The following is a 22,628-nucleotide window of genomic DNA, read 5'->3' on the forward strand; positions in this document are numbered from 1 at the left end:
TGCCGAGAAGTGGCTTGCCCACCGAGCCCGGGTGAGCGAGCCACTCGTCGGCACGGATGAACGAGATGCCGGCGCCCTCGGATGACCCGTAGTACTCGTCCACGATCGGGCCCCACCAGTCGATCATCTGCCGCTTGATCTCGGGCGGACACGGGGCGCCGGCATCTCGTTCATCCGTGCCGACGAGTGGCTCGCTCACCCGGGCTCGGTGGGCAAGCCACTTCTCGGCACGCCGCACATCCTCGACGACGACCGTAGCGAGCTCGGCCCTGGACAGATCGGTGAGATCTATTACGAGGGTGGTTATCCCTTCGAGTACCTCAACGACGAAGCCCAGACGGCGGCGGCGCGCAGTGCGCAGGGCTGGGTCACCGTAGGCGATGTCGGCTATCTCGACGACGAGGGCTACCTCTATCTCACCGATCGTCGCAACCACATGATCATCTCCGGCGGGGTGAACATCTATCCTCAGGAGACCGAGAATTGTCTGATCGGTCACCCGCTCGTGGTCGACGCCGCCGTTTTCGGCGTGCCCGATCCGGTGATGGGGCAGTCGGTGACCGCAGTGGTGCAACTGGCGGATCCAGGCCTGGCTTCCCCGGTTCTCGCCGAGGAGCTGATCGCTTGGCTGCGAAATCGGCTGGCGCACTACAAGTGTCCCCGTAGGTTGTACTTCGAGGGGTGCCTGCCGCGCACCGATGCCGGCAAGCTGTACAAGCGGGAGCTGGTCGAGAAGTATGCGGGTATCTCCGGAGGCTAGGCGATCGTCAAACAGGCCTGGTCGAGTCGCCGGGCATACCATCATTGAGCGCTTCGCGGCAGTGGACGCGACAGGGCTCAAAGCATCCGTGGTCCGCCGAAGCCCGGAACCGCCCCTACCGGGATCAGCGCCAGTATGACGGCGAGAAGGATGAAGGAACGCAGTGCTTTTGGCGTGGGCTCGCGCTCGATCTCCGGCCTGCCCGCCGCGTAGAGGATGAAGACCACGCCGACATCGAACGTCACGACCGTCAACCAGCGGGTCCAGTCATAGCCGGTCACAAAGACTGGGCAGATCAACAGGAGCCCGCCGGCGACCCACGTCATCCGGCCCCGCAGCGCCTCGACAAACGTGCCGAGCGACACGCCCGATATGGCGCTGAGTCCCCACATGGTCAGCGCGAGGGCACCGGCGCCGAAGATCAGCGAGACCGTGAGACCGAGCATGCCGATGTGGCCGACGGCGCGGACAGCATCGCCGATTCCGTTGTCGTAGTTCGGCATCACGTTGCGGCACACCCAGTCGTGATAGTCGGTTCGAACGGATTGCCCGTCAACAACGTAGTGCAGCAGCGACGCCGGCGACGTGACCGTCGCGAACGGGTTGGGCATCACGTGACGGGGCACCGACGCACAAAGCTGAGCCGCGATGTGGTGGCGGCCGAAGGCCGCCACGGCGGCCGTCGTGCAGACACCCGGCGTCACCGCCAGCAGGGCGCCTGGGCCCCGGCCGTTTTCCAGCGCACCACCCAGGGCGACGATCGCCAACACGGCGCCCAGCGCGAACTGCAGCCCGATCGCCTCGTGTACCAGTGTCAGCGCCGCGATGGCGGCGCCGTAGGCCGCACAGCATGCCATCGCGATATTGCGGGATCGCACCAACACCAAAGCGGAAGAAAACAACGCCAGGGCGGCCCCGCCGAACAGGTCCGGGCGGGCCGAGTACGCGGCGAACGGGACACCGAAGGGGAGCAACGGGATCAGCAGCACAACCATCAGCCCGCGCTCTGACCGGCCGCGACCCAACAACACCACGCCCGCGACCGCTGCCAGACCGCACAGATAGACCGCCGTCGAGAGCCACCGCAAACCGAGCGCGACCGCGAAGTAATGTCCGGGGAGCAAGCGAACCAGTTCACCGGCGAGTCCGCGGCGGACGAACCCATGCGTGTAATCGGCGGCGTAGTACGACATCCAGTACACATCGAGCGGAACGACCTTGATCGCGAACCACAGGACGACCAGGGCCCAAGCCGCGATCGCGGCGGCGCAGGCCGCGTAGCGGCGGTGGTGTGCGCGTCGGTTCGGCTCGACGTCCAGGTTCACCATCCGGTCCGGCCTTCGTAGACGGTGGTGGCGGACAGCCGCAGGTCGGCCAGCGCGCTGCACGCGAGCTCGCGGGCGGTCGCCGCACTGTCGGCCCCCCTTCGGCAGGCGATGACGTTGAGAAACCGGCTACCGTTGAACGTTCCGGTGCTGCAGAACAATTGGCCATGGCTCTGCTCGATGCGGCGACGGGTGACGCCCTGCTCGGCCAGCCGGATGCAGACCTCGGCTGCGTCCGCACCGTCGATGCGGCCCACGGCGGCGTCGAGGTTCCCCAGATTCGAGCAGCCGACCGGAAGTTGGCCGGTCGACATGGCAACGCCTTCGGCGCGCCGGACCAGCCATCGTGGCGTGAACGGAATGAGCGGCAATCCGGCGAGCATTTCGTTGGGTTGCCGTTGCAGCGACGTCAGCAGCGTCTTGACATCCTTACGCACCCGGCTCAAGTCGCCGGCCGCCGCCGCTCCGTCGACGGTGAGCGTGATCGAGGTCAGCGCATTCGCCCGGTCGTCATCGGCGCTGCGGTCGCTGACCGGAAGCACGACCGTCACCGAGCTTCCGTCGGCGAGCACCCTGCCCATCCGGTGGGCCAGCCGGGCCGCGTATGCGACGAATAGGGCGTTGGCGGTTCCGTTTAGGGCGTGCGCGCGGGCTTCCCATGCGGCGGCGTCGGTTTGCAAAGTGACCGATGGCAGGCCCGCGCGCTCGTCGTCGGCCGGTGGGGGCGGACCTGGCTGCGGCATCGTGGGCGGAACCCGGGGACCGGAGGACGCCTTGAACAAGATCCCCAGAGTCGCGATCAGCGCGCGGATGACGCCCGGTACGGCGAGCGCCGCACCGGCCAGGTCCTCGACGACGGCGCGCGCCCGACTACGTGAATTAGGCTGTGGATAGCGATGTTTGCCGCTTTCCGCGTTGACTGCCTCGCTGATCGCCGCTATGAGGCCGAGCCCATCGACCACACAGTGTGATGCCACCAAGGTGACCGCCGCACCGCCACCGTCGAATGGCAGGACGCCAAGGTGGAAGGTGGGGCCGTGCTCGGGATCGACGGGCACCTGCGCGCGTCTTTCGACCCATGCACCGAGCGCCGACCGGGGTCGGCACGGTTCCAGCGCGATATCGGGTGAGCGGCGGTCGGCCACCCAGCGGTGACGCCCGAATGGCAGCGGCGAGCGCTCGATCCGCCGTCCGAGCAGGCCGGTGGCGAGATTGGCGCGGAAGACCCGCAATTGGTCGACATTCACGTCTCGGTCGTATATCCACGTGCACTGCACCGTACTGCCTTGACCGGTGGCGCGCAGCCGTAAGAATGCGGCCTGGTCCAGCAGTGCCAACCTCCGCGCAGCCATCCCGGCTTGGCTACGTCGCGACCCCGCGACACGTCTGTGTGTCCGGGTGCTGACATCGGGACCTCGCGTGGGAGAACGTAAATCCATCAGGTGCGGCTGTGCACCCCGGCGTCGCACACCCTCGTGAACTCGGCACGCATCGTATCGACATAGCGCTGGACGGACTCGCGGGCGACGTCGGTGCCCGGGTAAGCGACCACCAGTTGGGTCCCGGTGTGCATGCGATTGACCCACATGCACACCGTCTCCGACAGCCGGTTGTCGCCCCAGATGCCGGCCCGCAAACCATCGAAGTAGTCACCGAACGGCAGCTTTCGGATGTCGATGAAGGACAACATCGGGACGGGCCGGTCCGGAACCTCGACCTCGTCGGACGTCGTCTCGAGTAGGTGGTAGTAGGGCACCGCGCCGAGGGCCGTGTTGGTGTCGAAGGATGTCTGGGCAGCGATGACCACCTCGTCGAATGACGCACCGGCGGTGGGTATCGCCAACGGGACGAAACTGGCCAGCCACCCGACGGCCGCGGCGTGCGCGGGATCTCGCCGGTTGTCGAACGGGGTGAGGCCGAAGTAGGTGGGTGCGCCGGTCAACCGGTGCTCGGCCAGGGCAGCGCAGGCGAACACCCCACCACTGAAGCGGGCTCCCGCGGCGCGGCACACCGCCTCGAATCGCCGGCCCTGGTCGTCATCGATCAGGTCGAACACTTCGATGGCCCCTGGCGTATCGGCGGACGCCTCGCCCAGTTCCAGGGGAAATCTGGGGAGCAGTCCATTGTTCGCCGCGAGAAACGCCCGCCAACACCGAATTTCGGGCGAATCGACATCGAGGCTCGCAGTGAATGCGCGTTGCCGCGCGCTGTATTCGCGGTGGCTGGGTGCGGGTATCGGCACAACGGGTGACTTCTGCAGCGCGGAGAAATACGCCGTCTGAATGTCCAGGAAAATCACACCCGCCGACATGCCGTCGGCGCGCAGATGATCGACGGCAATGTAGATGGTGAAGCGGTCTTCGCCCTGGATGATTCCGAAGCTGAAGCAGTCCCATTGCAGCGGATCGGGCGTATCGAGAATCAGTTTGCGAATCTGATGCGGCGCCATTTCGCCGAGATCCGTTGCTTCCAACGTGATGGTCTCGGGGTCGGCGATAACGTGGCGAACCACCTCGTCGCCGTCGTCGAAGGCGAACCGGTCATGATAGGCGTCGTGCCGCCGCACATGGCTGTTCAGCGCGTGGGTCATCGCGTCTATGTCGCAGACGCCCCAAATCTCCCAGGCTCCTATGCACAATCGCGGGATATCGCGGCCGCGGTTGACCTGGCGTCGGTAATACCGAAGATGCTGCGACTGCTGATAACTGACCGCCGCCGGATGGTATTGCGCGTCGGCTGCCTGCTCGTAGGTGCTGGCGGTGGGAAACCACGATACGACGGTGCCCTCGGCTGTCCAGTCGTCAACCGTGCCCAGGAACATGCGCGACCTTTCCTCCGTCAGTAGGCGACGCCGGTCCGGATGACCTTAACGTGACCGTGCATTGGTTGCCGGATGAATTCGACCGCCGAGGGAATTGCGCACCACGAGCCCAGCAAGTGGCGCTGCCGCTAGCTGCGTGGAATGCGCAGAAGTGATTTGGCTCACGCTGGTCCGAGTTGACGCCGCGAAAGCAGTCACAGCGTCGCGGGGCGCAGTCATTGAAGATTCTCCTCGGGCGTGACAATCGCACGAGAATGCAGAAGACTCGCCGATCGCCGTCGTCTTGCCGTGCGAGGTAACCGCAACGCGGATCGCATATTTCGCGCGCGGCTAACTCAAGATAACTACTAAAAGCCTTTTACTCGACGCCTCGGCCCGACCATCACCGGATAGCGGGCGCTATCGTGGCGATGCAATTCTTGTCACCCCCGGGCCTGCGGAACGGCGCCGCGATCACCATATCTCAGGTTCGGTTAAGGCGGAATAGTACCGGTCGAAGTAATCTTCTGCCCACGTCATCCATCGGACGAACGGGCCATCCAAAATGCGAAAGGGGCTGCCGCGGTCTCCCTTTGAGTGCGACCGAACCCGACGCGAACGCCCGAGAGATACCACGGCCGGGCTATCCCGATGTGCCGCAACGCCTTACATTCGGCCCAGCGCGCGCTGACGGAGCGGCTGGGAAGGTCGTACGCGTCCGGGCCGCCCTCTTTGCCGCGGAGGCACGCCGGCCAGGCGTCCCGGCACGGGAACCCTTCTGCGTGCTTTGCCAGACCTGGCTGTTGGCAACCGTTTTGGCCGCGAGCGGAAACGCCGGCGCAGGAAGACGATTAGCCACGGGTGTTGCCGAAAGTCAACGGTGGGATCGGAGATCCGTGAAGCCTTGACTCCATACATACAGTGTGTATGTTTATACATACGGTATGTATCTAGGAGGGTGAGGGATAGTGAGTGCCACGCTCGATGCCATTGCGAAGGAACGCGGAGTTGTTTTGGAGGTCTGCTCGGAATTGCCCGCTTCGATGTGGGCGAAGGACAGCGGATGTCCTGGATGGTCTGTTCAGGATCTGGTGTCGCACATGGCGTGTAGCTACTGGTTGGCGGTCGATCCATCGACGTTGCCCGATCCCGGTGGGCTGCCCGCCGAACGCGCCGCTGACCTCTATGTGGAGTCACGTCGCTGGATGACGCCCGCAGACGTCCTGGCCGACTACGAGGCAGTCAGTGCGCGAGGGCTGGAGTTGCTCGCCGCGGTGGAGGGCCAAGACGTCGAGATACCGATTGGGGACGTCGGAACGTATCCGGCCTCGGTGGTGCCCACCACCTTCGTCTTCGAGTCCTTCATCCATCTCCGGTACGACTTGTTCGCTCCGAATGGACCGTTGCAGTCGGATCCGCCCACGGTCGACGAGCTGCGGCTTGGCCCCACGCTCGACTGGATCGAGGCGGCCCTCCCGCAACAGAACACCCAGCTGCTCAACGCATTACGCACTGGAGTCGAGGTCCGGCTTGACGGGTTGTGTGCCCGAACCCTGCGGCTCGGCACCCGGGGCGATGTGACCGCGCGGATCACCTCCGATTCGCAAGCGTTCGTCCGCTGGGTCACTCAGCGCGGCACCTGGGACGGCCTGGCCGTCCAGGCGGACGGGGACCCGTCGGCTCTGGACATCGTCCGCCGGCTCAGGGTGTTCTGACCGACGCCGCCTCCCGCGGTGGCGCCTCCCGCCGCCTTCATACGGTATGTATGAGAATGCATACGGGGTGTGAAAGGTAAGGGTTGCATGGCGCAGGATGGTCGCCGGACACAGGCCGAGCGTGCCGCCGACACGCGGGGCGCATTGATCAGCGCCGCCCGTCCCCTGTTCGCATCGCTGGGATTCGCGGAGGCGTCCCTGGAGACCATCGTGCGAGACGCGGGTGTGACGCGCGGGGCCCTGTATCACCATTTCGCCGACAAGACAGAGCTTTTCGCCGCGGTTTTCGAGCAGGTGGAGGGCGAGATGGCCGCGCGCATGGTCGACGCCGTCGCGGCCGCGGGGCACACCGACCCGGTCGAGATCATGCGATTGTGTGCGGGCCTTTGGTTGGACGCGTGCTCCGATCCCGAGGTTCAGCGCATCGTGCTGCTGGAGGCGCTCGCGGTGCTGGGCTGGGAACGCTGGAGCGACATCGGGCATCGGTACAACATCGGATTCGTGACGGCGCTGCTGAATGACGCGATCGAGTCCGGCAGCATCCCGCGCCAGCCCGTTGAGGCGACGGCCCTAACCGTCATGGGGGCGCTGCGCGAGGCGACGCTTTACATCGCCCGCGCTGACGACCAGCGCCAAGCGCGCGCGGATGCCGGCGCGGTGATGGACCGGCTGCTGAACGCCCTGCGCGACAAGGACAGCTGACTCATCCGTTGTCAGCTTGGCGCTTGCCCGGCCGAAATCTGGCGCGCGATCGCCTTTTTGTCGATCTTGCCGATCGGGGTGGTCGGTAGCGATGCCATGGCGACCAGCACATCGGGCCGGGCGTGGGCGGCCGTGCCGCGCTGATCGAGGTGGGTGTTCAGTTCCGCCAACGTGACCGCCGTGCCGGTGAAAACGACTGCCGCGCAAATCTTCTCGCCGAGGTACGGGTCGGGCAGCGGCACCGCGGCCGCGGAGAAGATCGACGGGTGAGTGAGCATCTGCTCCTCGAGGTCCGCCGCGGAGATGGTTTCGCCGCCCCGGCAGATCACGTCCTTGACCCGTCCGGTGACCGTCAGGTACCCGTCGCGCCGCAGCCGGACCAGGTCACCGCTGCGGAAGAAGCCGTCCTGGTCGAAGCAGCGCTCGTTGTCGCGCTCGGCACGGTAGTAGCCGTTGAGCGTGTACGGCCCGCGCACCAGGAGCTCGCCTTCCTCGCCCGGCGCGACCGGTTCGCCGTCCGCGTCGACCACCCGCAATTCGTCCGCCACGCACAGCGGCCGCCCCTGGGTGTGGTCGACGACCTCGGGCGGATCGCCCGGGCGGGTGTAATTCAGCAGCCCCTCCGCCATTCCGAACACCTGCTGTAGCCCCGGCGTCAACGCGGCACGGATCATGCGGGCGTCGTCTGGCTCCAATTTCGCCCCGCCAACTTGCAAGAGCCGCAGGGACTTCGGCGTCACCGGCTCCCACCCGCAGGCCTGCGCCCACAGCTTGGCCAGGGCCGGCACCAGAGCGGTGACGGTGACGCCGTGGCGCTCGATGGTGGCGAAGGCGGCCTCGGGGCTGGGGTCGGTGCCGAACACAGTGGTGGCGCCCACCGTCATGGCGCCGAGCAGGCCGGGGCAGGCCAACGGGAAGTTGTGCCCCGCCGAGAGCAGCACCAGATAGACGTCGTCGGCGGTGAGCCGGCACACCTGTGCGCTCGCGGTCGCGTTGAACACGTAGTCGTCATGGGTGCGGGGGATGAGTTTGGGGGTGCCGGTGGTGCCGCCCGAAACGAGAAGCAAGGCAGGCGATCCGGGGTCGGCCGGCGGCGTCGGAGGTGGGGCGGTGGCCTGACCGCATAGTTGCGTCCACGAGGTGAACGAGCCCGGCTCACCGTCGACGATGACGTGGGCGAGCGTCGGGTGGTCCGCGACGAGAGCGCGCGCCATGGCGCGGTAATCGAAACCGTTGGCCGCGTCGGCGATCACCAACGCGGTGGCCCCGCTCACGGCGGCGAAGTGCCCCAATTCGGCCGCCCGGTGGCCGGGCAGACACATCACCGGGATGGCGCCCGCCCGCAGCAGCCCGAAGAGCGCCACCGCGAACTGGCAACCGTTCGGCAATTGCAGCAGCACCCGGTCGCCGGGCGCGATGCCCAGTGCCCGCAGTCCCGCGGCGGCGCGGCCGGCGCGCTCGTCGAGCCGCGCGTAGCTCAAGCCGAAGCCGTCCGCGGCGTCGAGCGCGGCGGTTCGGTCGGGCCAGCGCCGCGCGGCGTCGCTGAGGATGCTGTCCAAAGTGCGCCCAGTCCAGTAGCCGGCCGCCCGATACGCGGCGGCGCGGTCGGCGGGGAACGGCACAAACCCTTCGAGGGCCCCGGCCAGGGGTTGCCGTGCGTTCGCGGTCATCGAGGTCCTCAGGCGGGGGGCGTAGTAGCGGCGATTCGTGAGTAAGGATAGGGTAACCACCACAACTTAGGGCAGCCTGTGCTAATTCAGGGAGGGTTCGTGGTGCGTGCCTCGGCGCGCCCGGCAGACGTCCGGGCAGAGGTAGCCGAACTGCTGGGCGTCGGTGTCGACGACGTCCACCCAACCACCAACCTCATCGGTCAAGGGCTGGACTCCATTCGGATGATGACCCTGGCGGGTCGCTGGCGCCGTCAGGGCATCGCCGTCGATTTCGCCACGCTGGCCGAAACTCCCACGGTCGAGGCCTGGGCCAAGCTGGTGACCGCCGAGCCGGCGACCGAGCCAAGCGATCACAAGGCTGCCAGCGAGGCGGCGCCGGGGGCCGACGGCGAGCCCTTCCCGCTCGCCCCGATGCAGCACGCGATGTGGGTCGGCCGGCAGGACAGCCAGCAGCTCGGCGGGGTGGCCGGCCACCTCTACGTCGAATTCGACGGCGGCCCGATCGATCCCGCGCGGCTGCGTGCGGCCGCCAAAGAGCTGGCCCGGCGCCACCCCATGCTGCGGGTTGAGTTCCTGCCCGACGGCACCCAACGCATCGCGGCGGCCGGTGACGAATTCCCGGTCACCGTCGAGGACCTGCGCCACCTGGACGGCGACGGGGTCGATGCGCGGCTGGCCGCCATCCGCGACGCCAAATCGCACCAGCAGCTCGACGGCGCGGTGTTCGAGCTTGCCCTGACGCTGCTGCCGGGCGAACGTTCGCGCCTGCACGTCGATCTGGACATGCAGGCCGCCGACGCGATGAGCTATCGCACCTTGATGTCCGATCTTGCCGCTCTCTACCTCGGTCACGACCTGCCCGCGCTGAGCTACACGTATCGGCGCTACCGCGACGCGATCGAGGCGGAAGAGGCCCGGCCCCAACCGGCCCGCGACGCCGCCCGCGAGTGGTGGGCGCAACGCATCCCGCAGCTCCCGGACCCGCCGGCGCTGCCCACCACCGGCGACCGCGGTTCGCGTAGGAGCGCCCGGCTCTGGCACTGGCTGGACCCGAAGACCCGGGACGCGCTGTTTTCCCGCGCTCATGCCCGCGGGGTCACGCCCGCGATGACGCTGGCCGCCTCCTTCGCCAACGCCCTGGCGCGCTGGTCCACCACCTCGCGCTTCCTGCTGAATGTGCCGCTGTTCGGGCGCCAGCCTTTGCACCCCCAAGTCGACTCGCTGGTCGGCGATTTCACATCGTCGCTGCTGCTGGATGTGGACCTCACCGGCGCGCGCACCCCGGTGGCGCGGGCCGGGGCCGTGCAGGACGCGATGCGGTCCGCCGCCACCCACGCCGCCTATCCCGGACTGTCGGTGCTCCGCGACCTCAGCCGCCATCGCGGCACCCAGGTGCTGGCGCCGGTGGTATTCACCAGCGCGCTGGGACTCGGCGAGCTGTTCAGCCGAGAGGTCACCGCCCAATTCGGCACACCCGCGTGGATCATCTCCCAGGGTCCGCAGGTGCTGCTCGACGCTCAGGTCACCGAGTTTGACGGCGGCGTGCTGGTGAATTGGGACGTCCGCGACGGCGTCTTCGCCCCGGGTGTCGTCGACGCCATGTTCGCCTACCACATCGACGAACTGCTCAGGCTGGCCTCCGCCGACGACAGCTGGGAGGCGATGGGGCCGCCGCCGCTGTCGGACGCCCAGCGCGCGGTGCGCGACGCGGTCAACGGCCGCACCGCCGAACCCAGCGGAGAAGCATTGCACGACGGGTTCTTTCGGCAGGCCGAGCAACAGCCCGACGCGCCCGCGATATTCGCCGGCTCGGGGGACGTCAGCTACGGGCAGCTGCGCGAGCAGGCGCTGGCGGTGGCCGCCGCGTTGCGCACGGCGGGTGTCGGCCCCGGCGACACGGTCGCGGTGATGGGCCCCAAGACCGCCGAGCAAGTGCCCGCGCTGCTGGGCATCCTGGGCATCGGCGCGGTTTACCTGCCGATCGGCGTCGACCAGCCTCGCGACCGCGCGGAGCGCATCTTGCACACCGGTGCTGTGCGCCTGGCCGTGGTGTGCGGTGGGCAGCGACTGAACCTGAAGGTGCCCGAGCTCTGCCTCGCCGACGTGCTGCGCGACGCGCAGCTCGCGCCCGAGATCCGGCCGGCGAGAGTCGATCCCGCTGAGCTGGCCTACGTGTTGTTCACCTCGGGCTCGACCGGGGAGCCGAAGGGTGTCGAGGTGACCCACGACGCCGCGATGAACACGGTGGAGTTCATCGCCCGCCACTTCGACATCGGCCCGGCGGATCGATGCCTGGCTCTGTCCACGCTCGAGGGTGACATCTCGGTGATGGACATCTTCGTGACCCTGCGGACGGGCGGCTCGATCGTGGTCGTCGACGAATCGCAGCGCCGCGACCCCGACGCCTGGGCCCGGCTCATCGACACCCACCAAGTCACCGTGCTGCACTTCATGCCGGGCTGGCTGGAGATGCTGATCGAAGTCGGCCGCGGCCGGCTGTCTTCCGTGCGGGTGATTCCCACCGGCGGGGACTGGGTGCGCCCGGAGCTGGCCCGCCGGCTGCGGGCCGAGGCACCCAACCTACGGTTCGCCGGTCTGGGCGGAGCGACCGAGACACCGGTCCACAACACGATTTTCGAAGTGGCCGACCCCGACGCGCTGCCGGCCGACTGGACCGCTCTGCCCTACGGGGTGCCGCTGACCAACAACGCCTGCCGTGTCGTCAACGAGGCGGGTGACGACTGCCCGGACTGGGTCGCCGGCGAGCTGTGGGTATCCGGCCGCGGCATCGCGCGGGGCTATCGCGGGCGTCCCGATCTCACCGCGGAGCGCTTCGTCGAGCACGCGGGCCGCAGGTGGTACCGCACCGGCGACCTGGCCAGGTATTGGCCCGACGGCACCTGCGAGTTCGTCGGCCGTGCCGATCACCGGGTCAAGATCAGCGGCTATCGCGTCGAACTCGGCGAGATCGAGGCGGCGTTGCGCCGACTCCCCGGAGTGGCCATAGCGGTGGCGGCCCTGCTCCCGGGACCCGGGGGCTCGGAGATCCTGGCCGCCGCCGTGTGCCCCGAAATGTCCAGCGGTGCACAGCCGTCCGCCGAGGGGCTTGCGAAGCTGATGGCCGAACTCGTTCCCGCGCATATGGTTCCGCGCCACTTCGCACTCGTGGAGCGGATCCCGTTCACCAACGCCGGCAAGATCGACCGCCGTGCCGTCGCGCGCCACCTTGGCGCCGCGATTTCCGTGGCCGAGCAGCCCGGCTACCGTCCCCCGGCGACGCCGCTGGAATCGGCGCTCGCGACGCTGCTCGGTGACCTACTCGGCGCGGAGCGGGTGGGGCGTGACGACGACTTCTTCGCGCTCGGGGGTGATTCGGTGCTCGCCACCCAGGCCGTGGGCCGTATCCGCACCTGGCTGGACACCCCGAATGTCATGGTCGCCGACATCTTCGCCACGAGAACCGTGGCGGCACTGGCGAATTTGCTCACCGACCGCGAGCGGGACGACGCGCGGCTGGACCAGGTTGCCGAGCTGTACCTGGAAGTCATCCACCTGGACGCCGACGCGGTGCTGTCGGCCGGTCGACACACCGCGAAAACCGAGACGGCACAATGACATCCGACCCTGTGCTGAGCGTGCCGACGGAGTTCGCATCCTGGATCAAGCGGGTGTCCGGCGGGAGCGCACGCCGACGCGCCGGCGCGACCGTCGTGTTTCCGCACGCCGGCGCCTCCGCGGCAAGCTATCGGTCGGTGGCCGCCGCACTGGCCTTGGGCGGGGACACCTACATCGTGCAGTACCCACAGCGCGCGGACCGGCTCAGTCACCCGGCCCCCGACACAGTGCACGACCTCGCCCGGGGCCTGTTCGACGCGGGGCCGTGGAGTCGCGTCGCGCCGCTTCGGCTGTTCGGCCACAGCATGGGTGCCGTCGTGGCGTTCGAATTCGCGAGGATCGCCGAATCCCACGACACCGCGGTGCAGCGCCTGTGGGTCTCGGCCGGGCCCGCACCGTCGGCGGTCGCCACGATGCCGCAACTCCCCACCTCCGACGACGGCCTGCTCGCCGACATCGCCGATCTCGGCGGCACCGACCCCGAACTGCTCGCCGACGAGGAGTTCGCGGAGTTGTTGACGACCGCGGTGCGAGCCGACTACCAAGCGATCAATCGCTACGAGTGCGCTCCCTGCGTCCGCATTCGCGCCGACATCAGGGTATTGGGGGCGCGCGACGACCACCGCGTCGATCCGGCCGCGCTGCGGCTCTGGGAGAACCACACCGCGGGCGACTTCGAGTTGTTCCTGTACGACGGCGGCCATTTCTATCTCAACGAGCACATCGACGCCGTGGCCGAACGGGTGAACGCCGATGTCTGACAACAGGTTCGACGCGGCGGCCGATCCGGTCGTGATCGTCGGCATGGCCCTCGAAGCGCCGGGCGGCATCGACACCGCCGAGAAGTACTGGGAGTTGTTGTCGCGCGGCCGTGAGGCGCTGGGCCCGTTCCCCACGGACCGCGGTTGGCAGGTGAGCGAGCTGCTCGCCGGATCGCGGCGGAGCGGCTTCAAGGAAATCCATGATCGCGGTGGATTCCTCACGGGTGCAACAACCTTCGATCCCGAGTTCTTCGGCATCTCCCCGCGGGAGGCCGTTGCCATGGACCCCCAGCAGCGCGTCGTGCTCCGCGTCTCCTGGCGCGCGCTGGAGAACAGCGGCATCAATCCCGACGACCTGGCCGGGCACGACGTGGGTTGTTTCGTCGGCGCCTCGGCCACCGGGTACGGGCCGCAGATGGCCAACTTCTCGAAGCACAGCGGGCACCTGCTCGCCGGAACCGCGCTGAGCGTGATCTCCGGCCGGGTCGCGTACACGCTGGGGCTGGCCGGCCCGGCGCTGACGGTGGACTCGTCGTGCGCGTCCGCGCTGGCCGCATTCCACGTCGCGGTGCGGTCGATCCAAGACGGCGACTGCGACCTGGCGCTGGCCGGCGGGGTGAACGTCCTGGGATCGCCGGGATTCTTCGTCGAATTCTCCAAGCAACACGCCCTCTCCGACGACGGGCACTGCCGCCCCTACAGCGCCCAGGCCAGCGGAACGGTGTGGGCCGAGGGGGCGGCGATGTTTGTGCTGCAACGCAAATCGGCCGCCTTGCGCGCCGGCCGCGAGGTCGTCGCCGAGGTCCGCGCCACCACCGTCAACCAAGACGGCCGCAGCGCCGGCCTCAGCGCGCCCAGCGGTGAAGCGCAGATTCGCCTGTTTCGCCGTGCCATGACGCAGGCCGGGATTCGGCCGGACGAGGTCGGCATGGTCGAGGGCCACGGCACCGGCACCCGCCTGGGCGACCGCACGGAACTGCGGTCGCTGGCGCAAACCTATGGCGACACGGCACCCGGTTGCGGCGCACTGCTCGGCTCGGTGAAGTCCAACCTCGGGCACGCCCTCGCGGCCAGCGGCGCACTCGGGCTGGCCAAGGTCGTGGTCGCCGCCGAACACGGGGCGATCCCACCGACCCTGCACGCGGCGGACCCGAGCCCGGAAATCGACTGGGAAAGCCAGGGGTTGCGGTTGGCCACGACCCTGACCCCATGGCCGGCGGTCGCCGGCCGACGGACCGCGGCGACGTCGGCCTTCGGCATCGCCGGCACCAACGCACACGTGATCGTCTCCCTCCCCGAGGTCGCGTGATGCTCGAATCCCCACTGCCCGACGGTCGCGTACCCGTGTTGCTCACCGCGCACGACGAAGAGCTGATCGTCAACGACGCCCGAGCGATCCTGGACTATCTGGACCGCACCGACGCGGACCCCGCGGCGATAGGGTCCAGCCTGCTGCGGCTGCGTCGGATGCGGCGGCACCGTGCGGTGGTCCGGGCGGCCGACCGCGCCGAGCTCGCAGGCGGGCTGCTCGCCCTAACCCGCGGCGAAGAGCACCCGCTGGTGACCCGGTCCTCGCTCGGTGCCGCGCCGTGCATCGCTTTCGTGTTTCCCGGACAGGGCAACCAATGGCAATCGATGGGAGCCGAGGCCTATCAACGACTTTCGGCATACCGGGCCGCGGCCGACCGATGCGCGCAGGCCTTCCTCGCTGCGGGACTGCCGTCGCCGTTGCCCTACCTGACCGGAGGGGACGATCGCGACTGGTCGCGGACCGAGATACAAGGAGCACAATTCACCCACGCGGTCAGCCTGGCCTACGAATGGCGATTCCACGGTGTGCTCCCCGCAATCACCATCGGCCACAGCCTCGGCGAGGTCGCGGCCGCCTACGTCGCCGGGACGATCTCGTTGCCCGACGCGGTCGCCCTGGTCGGAGCCCGCGCCACCATCGTCGACCAGTTGGCGGGTCAATACGCCATGGTCGTGCTCGGGGCCGGGGTCGACGAGGCCGAGTCCCTGATCGCGGAAGCCGCGGGCTGGTTGGAAGTCTCGGCCGTCAATGGCCCCTCGTCGACCGTGGTGTCCGGAGACCGCGACGCCGTGGCGGCCGCCGTGTTGCTGGCCCGGCAGCGGGGGATGTTCGCCCGTCAGCTGTCCGTGGACTACCCGGGACACACCAGTGTGCTGCGGCCGTTGCGCGCGCAGTTGACCGAGCGGTTTCCCCGCTCGGCCTTCCGGGACAGCCCGGTCAGATTCGTCGGCTCGACCTTCGGTGCCGCGGTGGGCGGCGGGGCGGACTTCTCTCAGTACTGGTACGAAAATCTCTGTAACACGGTGCGTTTCGATAATGCGGTCACGACCGCCCAGAAACTCGGCGCCACCACTTTTGTCGAGTTGTCCGCGCATCCTTCGTTGCTGTACCCGCTCGCGGACCTGATCGACGAGCGAACGAGCGTGGTCGCCGGCTCGGGCCACCGCGAGGGAGCCATCACCGACGTGCTGGCGAAAAACATCGCGACCGTGGCGACCGCCGATCCCGGCTGCCAGTGGGCCAACACCATGCCCGGCGGTGTCCGGCGGCCGCTGCGCGGGTTCCCCAACGCGCCCATGCGGGCGGTCCACCTGTGGGCAGCGCCCGAGCCGCTGATCGACACGGCACCGGCCCCTTCGCTCACCGTCGCCGTCGAGGCCTGGCAACCCGCCCCCCCATCGGACGCTGCGGGTGCCGACATCGGATTCTTCGGCCCTGACGCGGAGGACGCGTTGACGCGGAGGCTGATGGAAGCCGTTGACGCACAGGGCGGTTGCCGGGTGGTCGCGCCGCACGATGCGGAGATCGTCGCCGTCGTCGCCCCGGGGCTCGACGAGCGCGACCCCGCATCGGCGATCGCGCAGATCGCCGGCCGGCCGGACGCGGGTCTCCCGGACTACGCCGCCCTGATCGGCCCGCGCTGCCGGGCCGTCTGGCTGCTCACCGCGGCCGGCGAGAGCATCGACCCGGACGACACCGACGTATCACCGGCACAGGCAGCGCTCGGCGCGATGCATCGCAGCGCCGGCTTCGAATTCAGCGACCAGGCCTTCGGGCATCTCGACCTGCCGGGCCGCGACCTCGACGCGCGGAGCGCGCGCGCCGTCGTCGAGGTGCTGCTCGGTGAGGCGGCCGAGGTGGCGCTGCGCGGAAGTGAAGTACCGCGACGGTACATCCGGACGTTCCGGGACTGCCGCGACCCGGCGACCGGTCGGCCGCTGGACGCTGCCGCACTGGACAACGTGGTGATCACCGGCGGGAGCGGCGCCATCGGCCTGCAGTACGCGCGATACTGCATCGAACGGGGGGCGCGGACGGTCACGCTGCTGAGCCGCAACGGTCTCGACCGGGACGTACTGCGCCGGCTGACCGACAACCACGACACCGAGGTACGCGCCTTGCGCTGCGACATCACCGATCCGGTCGCCGTGGCCGAGGCCGTCAGACACGCCGGCGCGGGGGCGTCGATGCTGATTCACACCGCCGGCACCGCCCAGGCGCGCTCCCTCGCCGAGCTGACCGGAACCGACGTGGCGACGGTGTGTGCCGCCAAGGTGCGTGGCCTGGCCCTGCTGGCGCAGCGGTGGCCGCTGCGTCCGGAGTGCCGAATCCTGGCCTGCTCGTCGGTGTTCGGAGTGTGGGGTGGTCACCACCACGCCGCTTATGCCGCCTCCAACCGGATGCTGGACGTGCTGGTCGCCCAGCTGCGCGGCGGGGGTCACGACTGCGTGGCGATCCGGTGGGGACTGTGGCAGGCCGCGGGCGTCGTGGCGGCCGACGAGATCGCCCGCACCGAACGCTCCGGTCTGACCGCGATGGTGCCCGACGCGGCGATCGAGGCCGGCTTCCACCGCAATGACGGCGATCCGCTGATCTTCGACGCGGATTTCGACCGGCTCGCGGTGTTCTTCGAAAGCCAGGGCATGCCAACGCCTTTCCGCGTGTCCCGCGGCAGCGACGGGGGAGCGGTCCACCCCGCCGCCAGATCGCTGGCCGACGTGGTGCGCGCGGACGTCGCCGCGACACTGCACCTGGATGACTCGGTCTCGATCGACGCGAGCGCACCGCTGATCGACCTTGGGGTGGATTCCTTGCTCGCACTCGATTTGCGTAAGCGGCTACGCCGGACGGTCGGACGCTCGGTTCCGGTGGCTCGCATGCTCGGCGGGATCACCCTCAACGAATTGATCGATGCGTTGCGCGCCGGCTCCGGTGAGCCCCGCGAAGGCGCGAAACCCGACGTTCGCGAAGCCAGAAAGGTTGGACTCCCCGCGTGACGGACACCACCCAAGCCGGCGCACGGCTCGACGACGAGCGCCTGGAATTGTTGCGCCGCAAGATCGCCGAACGCGGCCTGGCCAGCCCGCCCGCCGCTTCGCCCGTTGCGACCGCCGAAGGGCCGCGCATGTCCGTCGGACAGCACCGCATGTGGTTCGTGCAGTCGCTGGACCCCGACAGCGCGCTGCTCAACGTCTGTGTTTCCTATCGCGTCAGCGGCGCGGTCGACATCCAACGGTTGCGGCACGCGGTGGACGCTGTGGCCGCGCGCCACGCCCTGCTGCATACGACGTATGCCACGGGCGCCGACGGCGACCCGTATCCGGTCATCCGCGAAGAGCTGCGCCCGGAGTGGGCCGAGCACGACCTGTCGGACCTGACCGATCAGTCCCGGCGGTTGCGGCTGGACGTGCTGGCGCAGCGGGATTTCCGTCGGCCCTTCGACCTGGCCACGGATTCACCCCTGCGGGTCACCGTGGCGCGGCTCTCGGCCACCGAGCTGATGCTGTTGATCACCGTCCACCACGTCGCCTGGGACGATGCCTCGTGGGCGCCGTTTTTCGCCGACCTGACCCGCGCGTACGTCGATCCGGACGGCTTCGCCGACGAGCCCCCGCAGGCGGCCCCACCGCCGGACGAAGCCGCGGATCCCGCCGCAGACCACGAATACTGGCGCCGCCAGATGGCGAATCTACCCGAGCCACTTGAACTTCCGGGTCCCAACGGATCGGTGGTGCCAAGCACCTGGCGGGCCCAACGCACCGCGATGCCGTTGTCGGCGGCCACCATCGACCGGGCGGCGGCGCTCGCGCGGGAGACGGGCGCCACCCCGTACATGGTGCTGATGGCGGCGTTCGCCGCGTTGGTGCACCGCTACACCCAGTCGACCGACTTCCTGATCGCCGCTCCGGTGCTCAACCGCGGCGTCGGAACGGAATCGGCGATCGGGTACTACGGCAACACCGTGGTGATTCGGCTGCGGCCAGGGCCCCATCAGACGTTCCGAGAACTGCTGACCGAAACCCGGGACCGCGCGGTGGGTGCCTTCGCCCATTCGCGCGCCGACCTGGACTGGCTGGTCCGCGAATCCAATCCCGACCGCCGGCACGGCGCCGACCGGATGACCCGGGTGAGCTTCGGACAGCGCGAGCCCGACGGCGCCGGTTTCTGCCCGCCCGGGGTGCGGTGCGCGCGCGGGGAGTTGCGCGGCCATTTCAACCAGCTGCCACTGAGTTTCATGGTCGAGCTGGACCGCACGGGCGCCGGATGGATCGAAGCCGAATACCTGGTGGAAGTGCTGGATCGGCAGCTGGTCGACCAGCTGCTGCGGCACTACGCCGTGTTGCTGGATGACATGCTGACGAACCCCGACACGGCGCTGTCGGCGTGCGCGCTGATGAATACCGACGACGCCGCGTGGCTGCGCCGCGCCTCGACCGGCGACAGATTCGAAACCCCGCCCACCACCTTGCCGGCGCTGGTCGCCCGCCGGGCGGCGCTCTCACCGGCCGCCATCGCCGTCGTGTACGAGGGCCGCGAGTACACCTATCGCGAGATCGACGAAGAGTCGAACCGCTTGGCGCACTGGCTGATCGAGCAGGGCATCGGCACCGAGGACCGCGTCGCGGTGCTGCTGGACAAGTCACCCGAATTGGTCATCACCGCGCTCGGAGTGCTGAAGGCGGGCGCGGTCTACCTGCCGGTGGATCCCACCTACCCCGAGGATCGGCTGACCTTCATCCTCGGCGACGCCGACGCCAAACTCGTGCTGCGCGAACCCATTCCCGGACTGTCGGAGTACCCGGCCACCGCGCCCAGCGAATTGATCAGGCCGCTGAGCCCGGACAACACCGCCTACCTGATCTACACGTCGGGTTCGACCGGGCTGCCCAAGGGCGTGCCGGTGCCGCACGCACCGATCGCCGAGTACTTCGTCTGGTTCGGTGACGAGTACCGCGTCGACGAGACCGACCGGCTCTTGCAGGTTGCGTCGCCGAGCTTCGACGTGTCGATGGGCGAGATCTTCGGCACGTTGATCATGGGTGCCCGGCTGGTGATCCCGCGGCCCGACGGGCTCCGCGACATCGGCTACCTGACCGACCTGCTGAGCCGCGAAGGCATCACCTCGATGCATTTCGTGCCGTCGCTGCTCGGTCTGTTCCTCTCGTTGCCCGGCGTCAGCCAATGGCGCACCCTGCGCCGAGTCCCCATCGGCGGGGAGGCCCTGCCGGGTGAGATCGCCGACAAGTTCCATGCCACCTTCGATGCGCTGCTGTGCAATTTCTACGGCCCGACCGAAACCGTGGTCAACTGCACCAGCTACCCGGTGGAGGGCACCCAGGGCACCCGGGTGGTGCCCATCGGACGCCCGAAGATCAACACCCAGGTCCACCTCCTCGACAACGCACTGCGCCCGGTCCCCGCGGGGGTGATCGGCGAGATATACATCGGTGGAACGCATGTCGCGCACGGCTACCACCGCAGGCCCGGGCTGACCGCCGAGCGATTCGTCGCCGACCCGTTCACGCCGGGCGGCCGGCTGTACCGCTCGGGCGACCTTGCCCGCCGCAACGCCGACGGCGACATCGAGTTCGTCGGACGCGCCGACGAGCAGGTCAAGATCCGCGGCTTCCGCATCGAGCTGGGCGAGATCGCCGCCGCCATCTCGGTCGACCCCAGCGTGGGGCAGGCGGTGGTGCTGGCCATGGACCTGCCGCGGTTGGGCAAGAGCCTGGTGGGATACGTCACGCCGGTGCCGGGAGCGGACCCGGAAACCGTTGACGTCGAACGGATCCGAGCCCGGGTGGCCGCGGCGCTCCCGGACTACATGACACCGGCCGCCTACGTGGCGCTCGACGAGATCCCGATCACGGCCCACGGCAAGATCGACCGCGCCGCGCTGCCCCAGCCCCAGATCGCGGCGGCCGCCGAATACCGCGATCCGGTCACACCCGCCGAACGACGCATCGCCGCATTGTTTTCCGCGTTGCTCGGTCACGACCGAGTGGGGCTCGACGACTCGTTCTTCGACCTGGGCGGCCATTCGCTGGTGGCCACGAAACTGGTCACCGCGATCCGATCCGAGTGCGGGGTGGAGGTCGGCATCCGCGACGTCTTCGAACTGGCGACGGTAAGCGCGTTGGCCGAGCGGGTCGACCAGCTCAGTTCCGGCGAGCTTCGCCAGTCGCGGCCCAAGCTGATCGCCACGGCCCACGACGAGCCGATGCCGGTGTCGGCCTCACAGCTGCGCAGCTGGTTCGCCTATCGCGTCGACGGGCCAAGCTGGGTCAACAACATTCCCTTCGCCGCGAAACTGAGCGGGCCGTGGAACATGGATGCCCTGGTCGCCGCCGTCGGGGACGTCGTTGCCCGGCATGAAATCCTGCGCACCTCCTACGTGGAGCTGGATGGCGTGCCGTATCAGGTGGTCGGATCCGCGGGTGACGTTTCCGTGCGCCGGGCCTCCGGCCCCGATCAAGCCTGGCTGCAACGGGAATTGGACGCCGAGCGCAGGCACTGCTTCGAACTGGACCGCGAATTGCCGATTCGGGTCGCGGTGCTGCGCACCGCCGATGACGCCGAGCACGTCCTGTCGCTGGTGGTCCACCACATCGCCTCCGACCACTGGTCGGCCGGGGTGCTGTTCGCCGACGTGATGACCGCGTATCGGGCCAGGCGGGCGGGGGAAGCCCCGGCGTGGGCGCCGCTGCGCGTGCAGTACGCCGACTACGCCGCGTGGCAGGGGGAGTTCCTCGGCGATGCGAGCGGTCAGGAGTCCGCTGTCGCCGCCCAGCAGCGCGAGTACTGGATCCGCCAACTGGCCGGGCTGCCCGAGGACAGCGGGCTGCGGCCCGACTTCCCGCGCCAGCGGGTGCCCAGCGGCGAGGGAGAGTCCGTCGACTTCGGCATCGACGCGACCACCCGCGCCAAGCTCGCCGAGTTGTCCCGCGAGCTGGGCATCACCGAATTCATGCTCTTGCAAACGGCCGTCGCGGTGGTGCTGCACAAAGCCGGTGGTGGGCTCGACATCCCGCTGGGCACCCCGGTCGCCGGGCGCACCGAGGCCGAATTGGATCAGCTGATCGGGTTTTTCGTCAACATCCTGGTGCTGCGCAACGATCTGACCGGCAACCCGACGCTGCGCGAGTTGCTGGCCCGCGCACGGGAAACGGCGCTGGCCGCCTACGCCCATCAGGACCTGCCGTTCGACCGCGTGGTCGACAGCGTCAGCCCGGTCCGTTCGTTGTCGCGCAACCCGCTCTTTCAGGTGGTCGTGCACGTCCGCGACCACCTGCCCGCGACGCGCGTGATCGAGCAAGGCTCCGGCGAGGGCGAGCAAGACACGGTGTGCACCTCGCTGGACCCGGTCTTCGACATGGCGCACGCCGACCTCAGTGTCAACTTCTTCGGCACCGACGGCTCTGACGGCGGCGGATACAACGGCAATCTGATCTTCCGCACCGAGCTGTACAGCAGGGCCACGATCGAGCGATTCGCCGGCTGGCTGACTCGGGTGGTCACCGCATTTGCCGACAATGTCGACCAAAGTTTGCGCGACGTGCAGCTGACCGACGCCGCAGAGCGGCACCGCGTGCTGGAGCACTGGAGCCGCGGCGAGCGACCGCCGCACGACCGGCCGCGCACCATTGGGGAATTGCTGGAGCCCAGCCGAGGCTGGGGGACCGGGCGGATCGCGGTGCGCTGCGGCGATCGGCAGCTCGATTACCCAGCGCTGCACCGCCTTTCGGACCGCCTGGCGGCGTTGCTTGCCGCGCGCGGATAGCCCGGATCGATGGGGAAGTAACCGCCGCCCGCCTTCATGATGGCCACCAGCGCCACCACCAGGTCGATGCCGCGCCGCATCGACAGCCCGACCAACGACCCCGGCCCGACACCGCGCGCGGCAAGCAACGCCGCCAGGCGGTCCGAAAGGCGGTGCAGCGCTGGGTAATCGAGCTGCCGATCGCCGCA

11 protein-coding genes and 3 pseudogenes are annotated in these 22,628 nt (G+C 68.8%); 8 read left to right on the forward strand and 6 right to left on the reverse strand.

Features of this window, described 5'->3' with window-relative positions; translation table 11 throughout:
• Window positions 1-163, reverse strand: a pseudogene (locus A9X03_RS13365) (acyl-CoA synthetase); the annotation flags it as partial.
• On the opposite strand from A9X03_RS13365, the pseudogene A9X03_RS13370 reads away from it, so the two are divergent.
• A pseudogene (locus A9X03_RS13370) lies at window positions 161-760 on the forward strand (acyl-CoA synthetase); the annotation flags it as partial. The pseudogenes A9X03_RS13365 and A9X03_RS13370 sit on opposite strands and share 3 nt — an antisense overlap.
• 77 nt (window positions 761-837) lie before the next feature.
• Here A9X03_RS13370 and A9X03_RS13375 read toward each other — a convergent pair.
• The 3 genes from A9X03_RS13375 to A9X03_RS13385 form a co-directional block, all read right to left on the reverse strand.
• Window positions 838-2,088, reverse strand: a complete 1,251-nt coding sequence (locus A9X03_RS13375; RefSeq protein WP_067779991.1) for a hypothetical protein — start codon at window positions 2,086-2,088, stop codon at window positions 838-840.
• Window positions 2,082-3,437, reverse strand: coding sequence for a hypothetical protein (locus tag A9X03_RS13380; protein WP_067779994.1), 1,356 nt, complete (start codon window positions 3,435-3,437; stop codon window positions 2,082-2,084). The genes A9X03_RS13375 and A9X03_RS13380 overlap by 7 nt, the downstream gene beginning before the upstream one ends.
• An 86-nt stretch (window positions 3,438-3,523) precedes the next feature.
• Entirely contained in the window at window positions 3,524-4,906 is a 1,383-nt protein-coding gene (locus A9X03_RS13385; RefSeq protein WP_067890014.1) for a condensation domain-containing protein, read from the reverse strand.
• Between the two features lie 947 nt (window positions 4,907-5,853).
• On the opposite strand from A9X03_RS13385, the gene A9X03_RS13390 reads away from it, so the two are divergent.
• Both A9X03_RS13390 and A9X03_RS13395 read left to right on the forward strand, forming a co-directional pair.
• The gene (locus tag A9X03_RS13390) at window positions 5,854-6,600 is read left to right on the forward strand and encodes a maleylpyruvate isomerase family mycothiol-dependent enzyme (protein WP_082969657.1); all 747 of its coding nucleotides are present in this window, start codon (window positions 5,854-5,856) and stop codon (window positions 6,598-6,600) included.
• An 87-nt stretch (window positions 6,601-6,687) separates the two neighbouring features.
• The gene (locus A9X03_RS13395) at window positions 6,688-7,302 is read left to right on the forward strand and encodes a TetR/AcrR family transcriptional regulator (RefSeq protein ID WP_067748371.1); all 615 of its coding nucleotides are present in this window, start codon (window positions 6,688-6,690) and stop codon (window positions 7,300-7,302) included.
• Between the two features lie 11 nt (window positions 7,303-7,313).
• On the opposite strand, the gene A9X03_RS13400 is transcribed toward A9X03_RS13395, so the two are convergent.
• A complete protein-coding gene (locus A9X03_RS13400) occupies window positions 7,314-8,972 on the reverse strand; it encodes a (2,3-dihydroxybenzoyl)adenylate synthase (protein ID WP_067748373.1) in 1,659 nt (552 codons plus the stop codon).
• Window positions 8,973-9,071: 99 nt separating this feature from the next.
• On the opposite strand from A9X03_RS13400, the gene A9X03_RS13405 reads away from it, so the two are divergent.
• From A9X03_RS13405 to A9X03_RS13425, 5 genes and pseudogenes are all read left to right on the forward strand, one after another.
• Window positions 9,072-12,587, forward strand: coding sequence for a non-ribosomal peptide synthetase (locus A9X03_RS13405; RefSeq protein ID WP_068261461.1), 3,516 nt, complete (start codon window positions 9,072-9,074; stop codon window positions 12,585-12,587).
• Complete coding sequence (locus A9X03_RS13410) at window positions 12,584-13,348, forward strand: thioesterase II family protein (protein ID WP_067748377.1); 765 nt, start codon at window positions 12,584-12,586, stop codon at window positions 13,346-13,348. The genes A9X03_RS13405 and A9X03_RS13410 overlap by 4 nt, the downstream gene beginning before the upstream one ends.
• Window positions 13,341-14,657: a polyketide synthase gene (locus A9X03_RS13415; protein ID WP_068261465.1), complete on the forward strand. Its 1,317-nt coding sequence runs from the start codon at window positions 13,341-13,343 to the stop codon at window positions 14,655-14,657. The genes A9X03_RS13410 and A9X03_RS13415 overlap by 8 nt, the downstream gene beginning before the upstream one ends.
• A complete protein-coding gene (mbtD, locus tag A9X03_RS13420) occupies window positions 14,657-17,656 on the forward strand; it encodes a mycobactin polyketide synthase MbtD (RefSeq protein WP_068261468.1) in 3,000 nt (999 codons plus the stop codon). Before A9X03_RS13415 ends, mbtD begins: the two co-directional genes overlap by 1 nt.
• Window positions 17,653-22,437, forward strand: a pseudogene (locus A9X03_RS13425) (non-ribosomal peptide synthetase); the annotation flags it as partial. The gene mbtD and the pseudogene A9X03_RS13425, both read left to right, overlap by 4 nt.
• On the opposite strand, the gene A9X03_RS28450 reads toward A9X03_RS13425, so the two are convergent.
• On the reverse strand, window positions 22,380-22,568 hold the full coding sequence (locus tag A9X03_RS28450; RefSeq protein ID WP_231969166.1) for an AMP-binding protein: 189 nt from the start codon (window positions 22,566-22,568) through the stop codon (window positions 22,380-22,382). The pseudogene A9X03_RS13425 and the gene A9X03_RS28450 sit on opposite strands and share 58 nt — an antisense overlap.
• Window positions 22,569-22,628 lie beyond the last annotated feature (60 nt).

The sequence above is a fragment of the Mycobacterium sp. E1715 genome (assembly GCF_001667625.1).
Classification (GTDB): Bacteria; Actinomycetota; Actinomycetes; order Mycobacteriales; family Mycobacteriaceae; genus Mycobacterium.

What these genes read in the sequence shown, in the direction of transcription:
- A9X03_RS13375 (WP_067779991.1), bottom strand. Translation starts at nt 2,088, where the DNA reads ATGGTGAACCTGGACGTCGAGCCGAACCGACGCGCACACCACCGCCGC.
- A9X03_RS13380 (WP_067779994.1), bottom strand. Translation starts at nt 3,437, where the DNA reads ATGGCTGCGCGGAGGTTGGCACTGCTGGACCAGGCCGCATTCTTACGG.
- A9X03_RS13385 (WP_067890014.1), bottom strand. Translation starts at nt 4,906, where the DNA reads ATGTTCCTGGGCACGGTTGACGACTGGACAGCCGAGGGCACCGTCGTA.
- A9X03_RS13395 (WP_067748371.1), top strand. Translation starts at nt 6,688, where the DNA reads ATGGCGCAGGATGGTCGCCGGACACAGGCCGAGCGTGCCGCCGACACG.
- A9X03_RS13400 (WP_067748373.1), bottom strand. Translation starts at nt 8,972, where the DNA reads ATGACCGCGAACGCACGGCAACCCCTGGCCGGGGCCCTCGAAGGGTTT.
- A9X03_RS13410 (WP_067748377.1), top strand. Translation starts at nt 12,584, where the DNA reads ATGACATCCGACCCTGTGCTGAGCGTGCCGACGGAGTTCGCATCCTGG.
- A9X03_RS13415 (WP_068261465.1), top strand. Translation starts at nt 13,341, where the DNA reads ATGTCTGACAACAGGTTCGACGCGGCGGCCGATCCGGTCGTGATCGTC.
- mbtD (WP_068261468.1), top strand. Translation starts at nt 14,657, where the DNA reads ATGCTCGAATCCCCACTGCCCGACGGTCGCGTACCCGTGTTGCTCACC.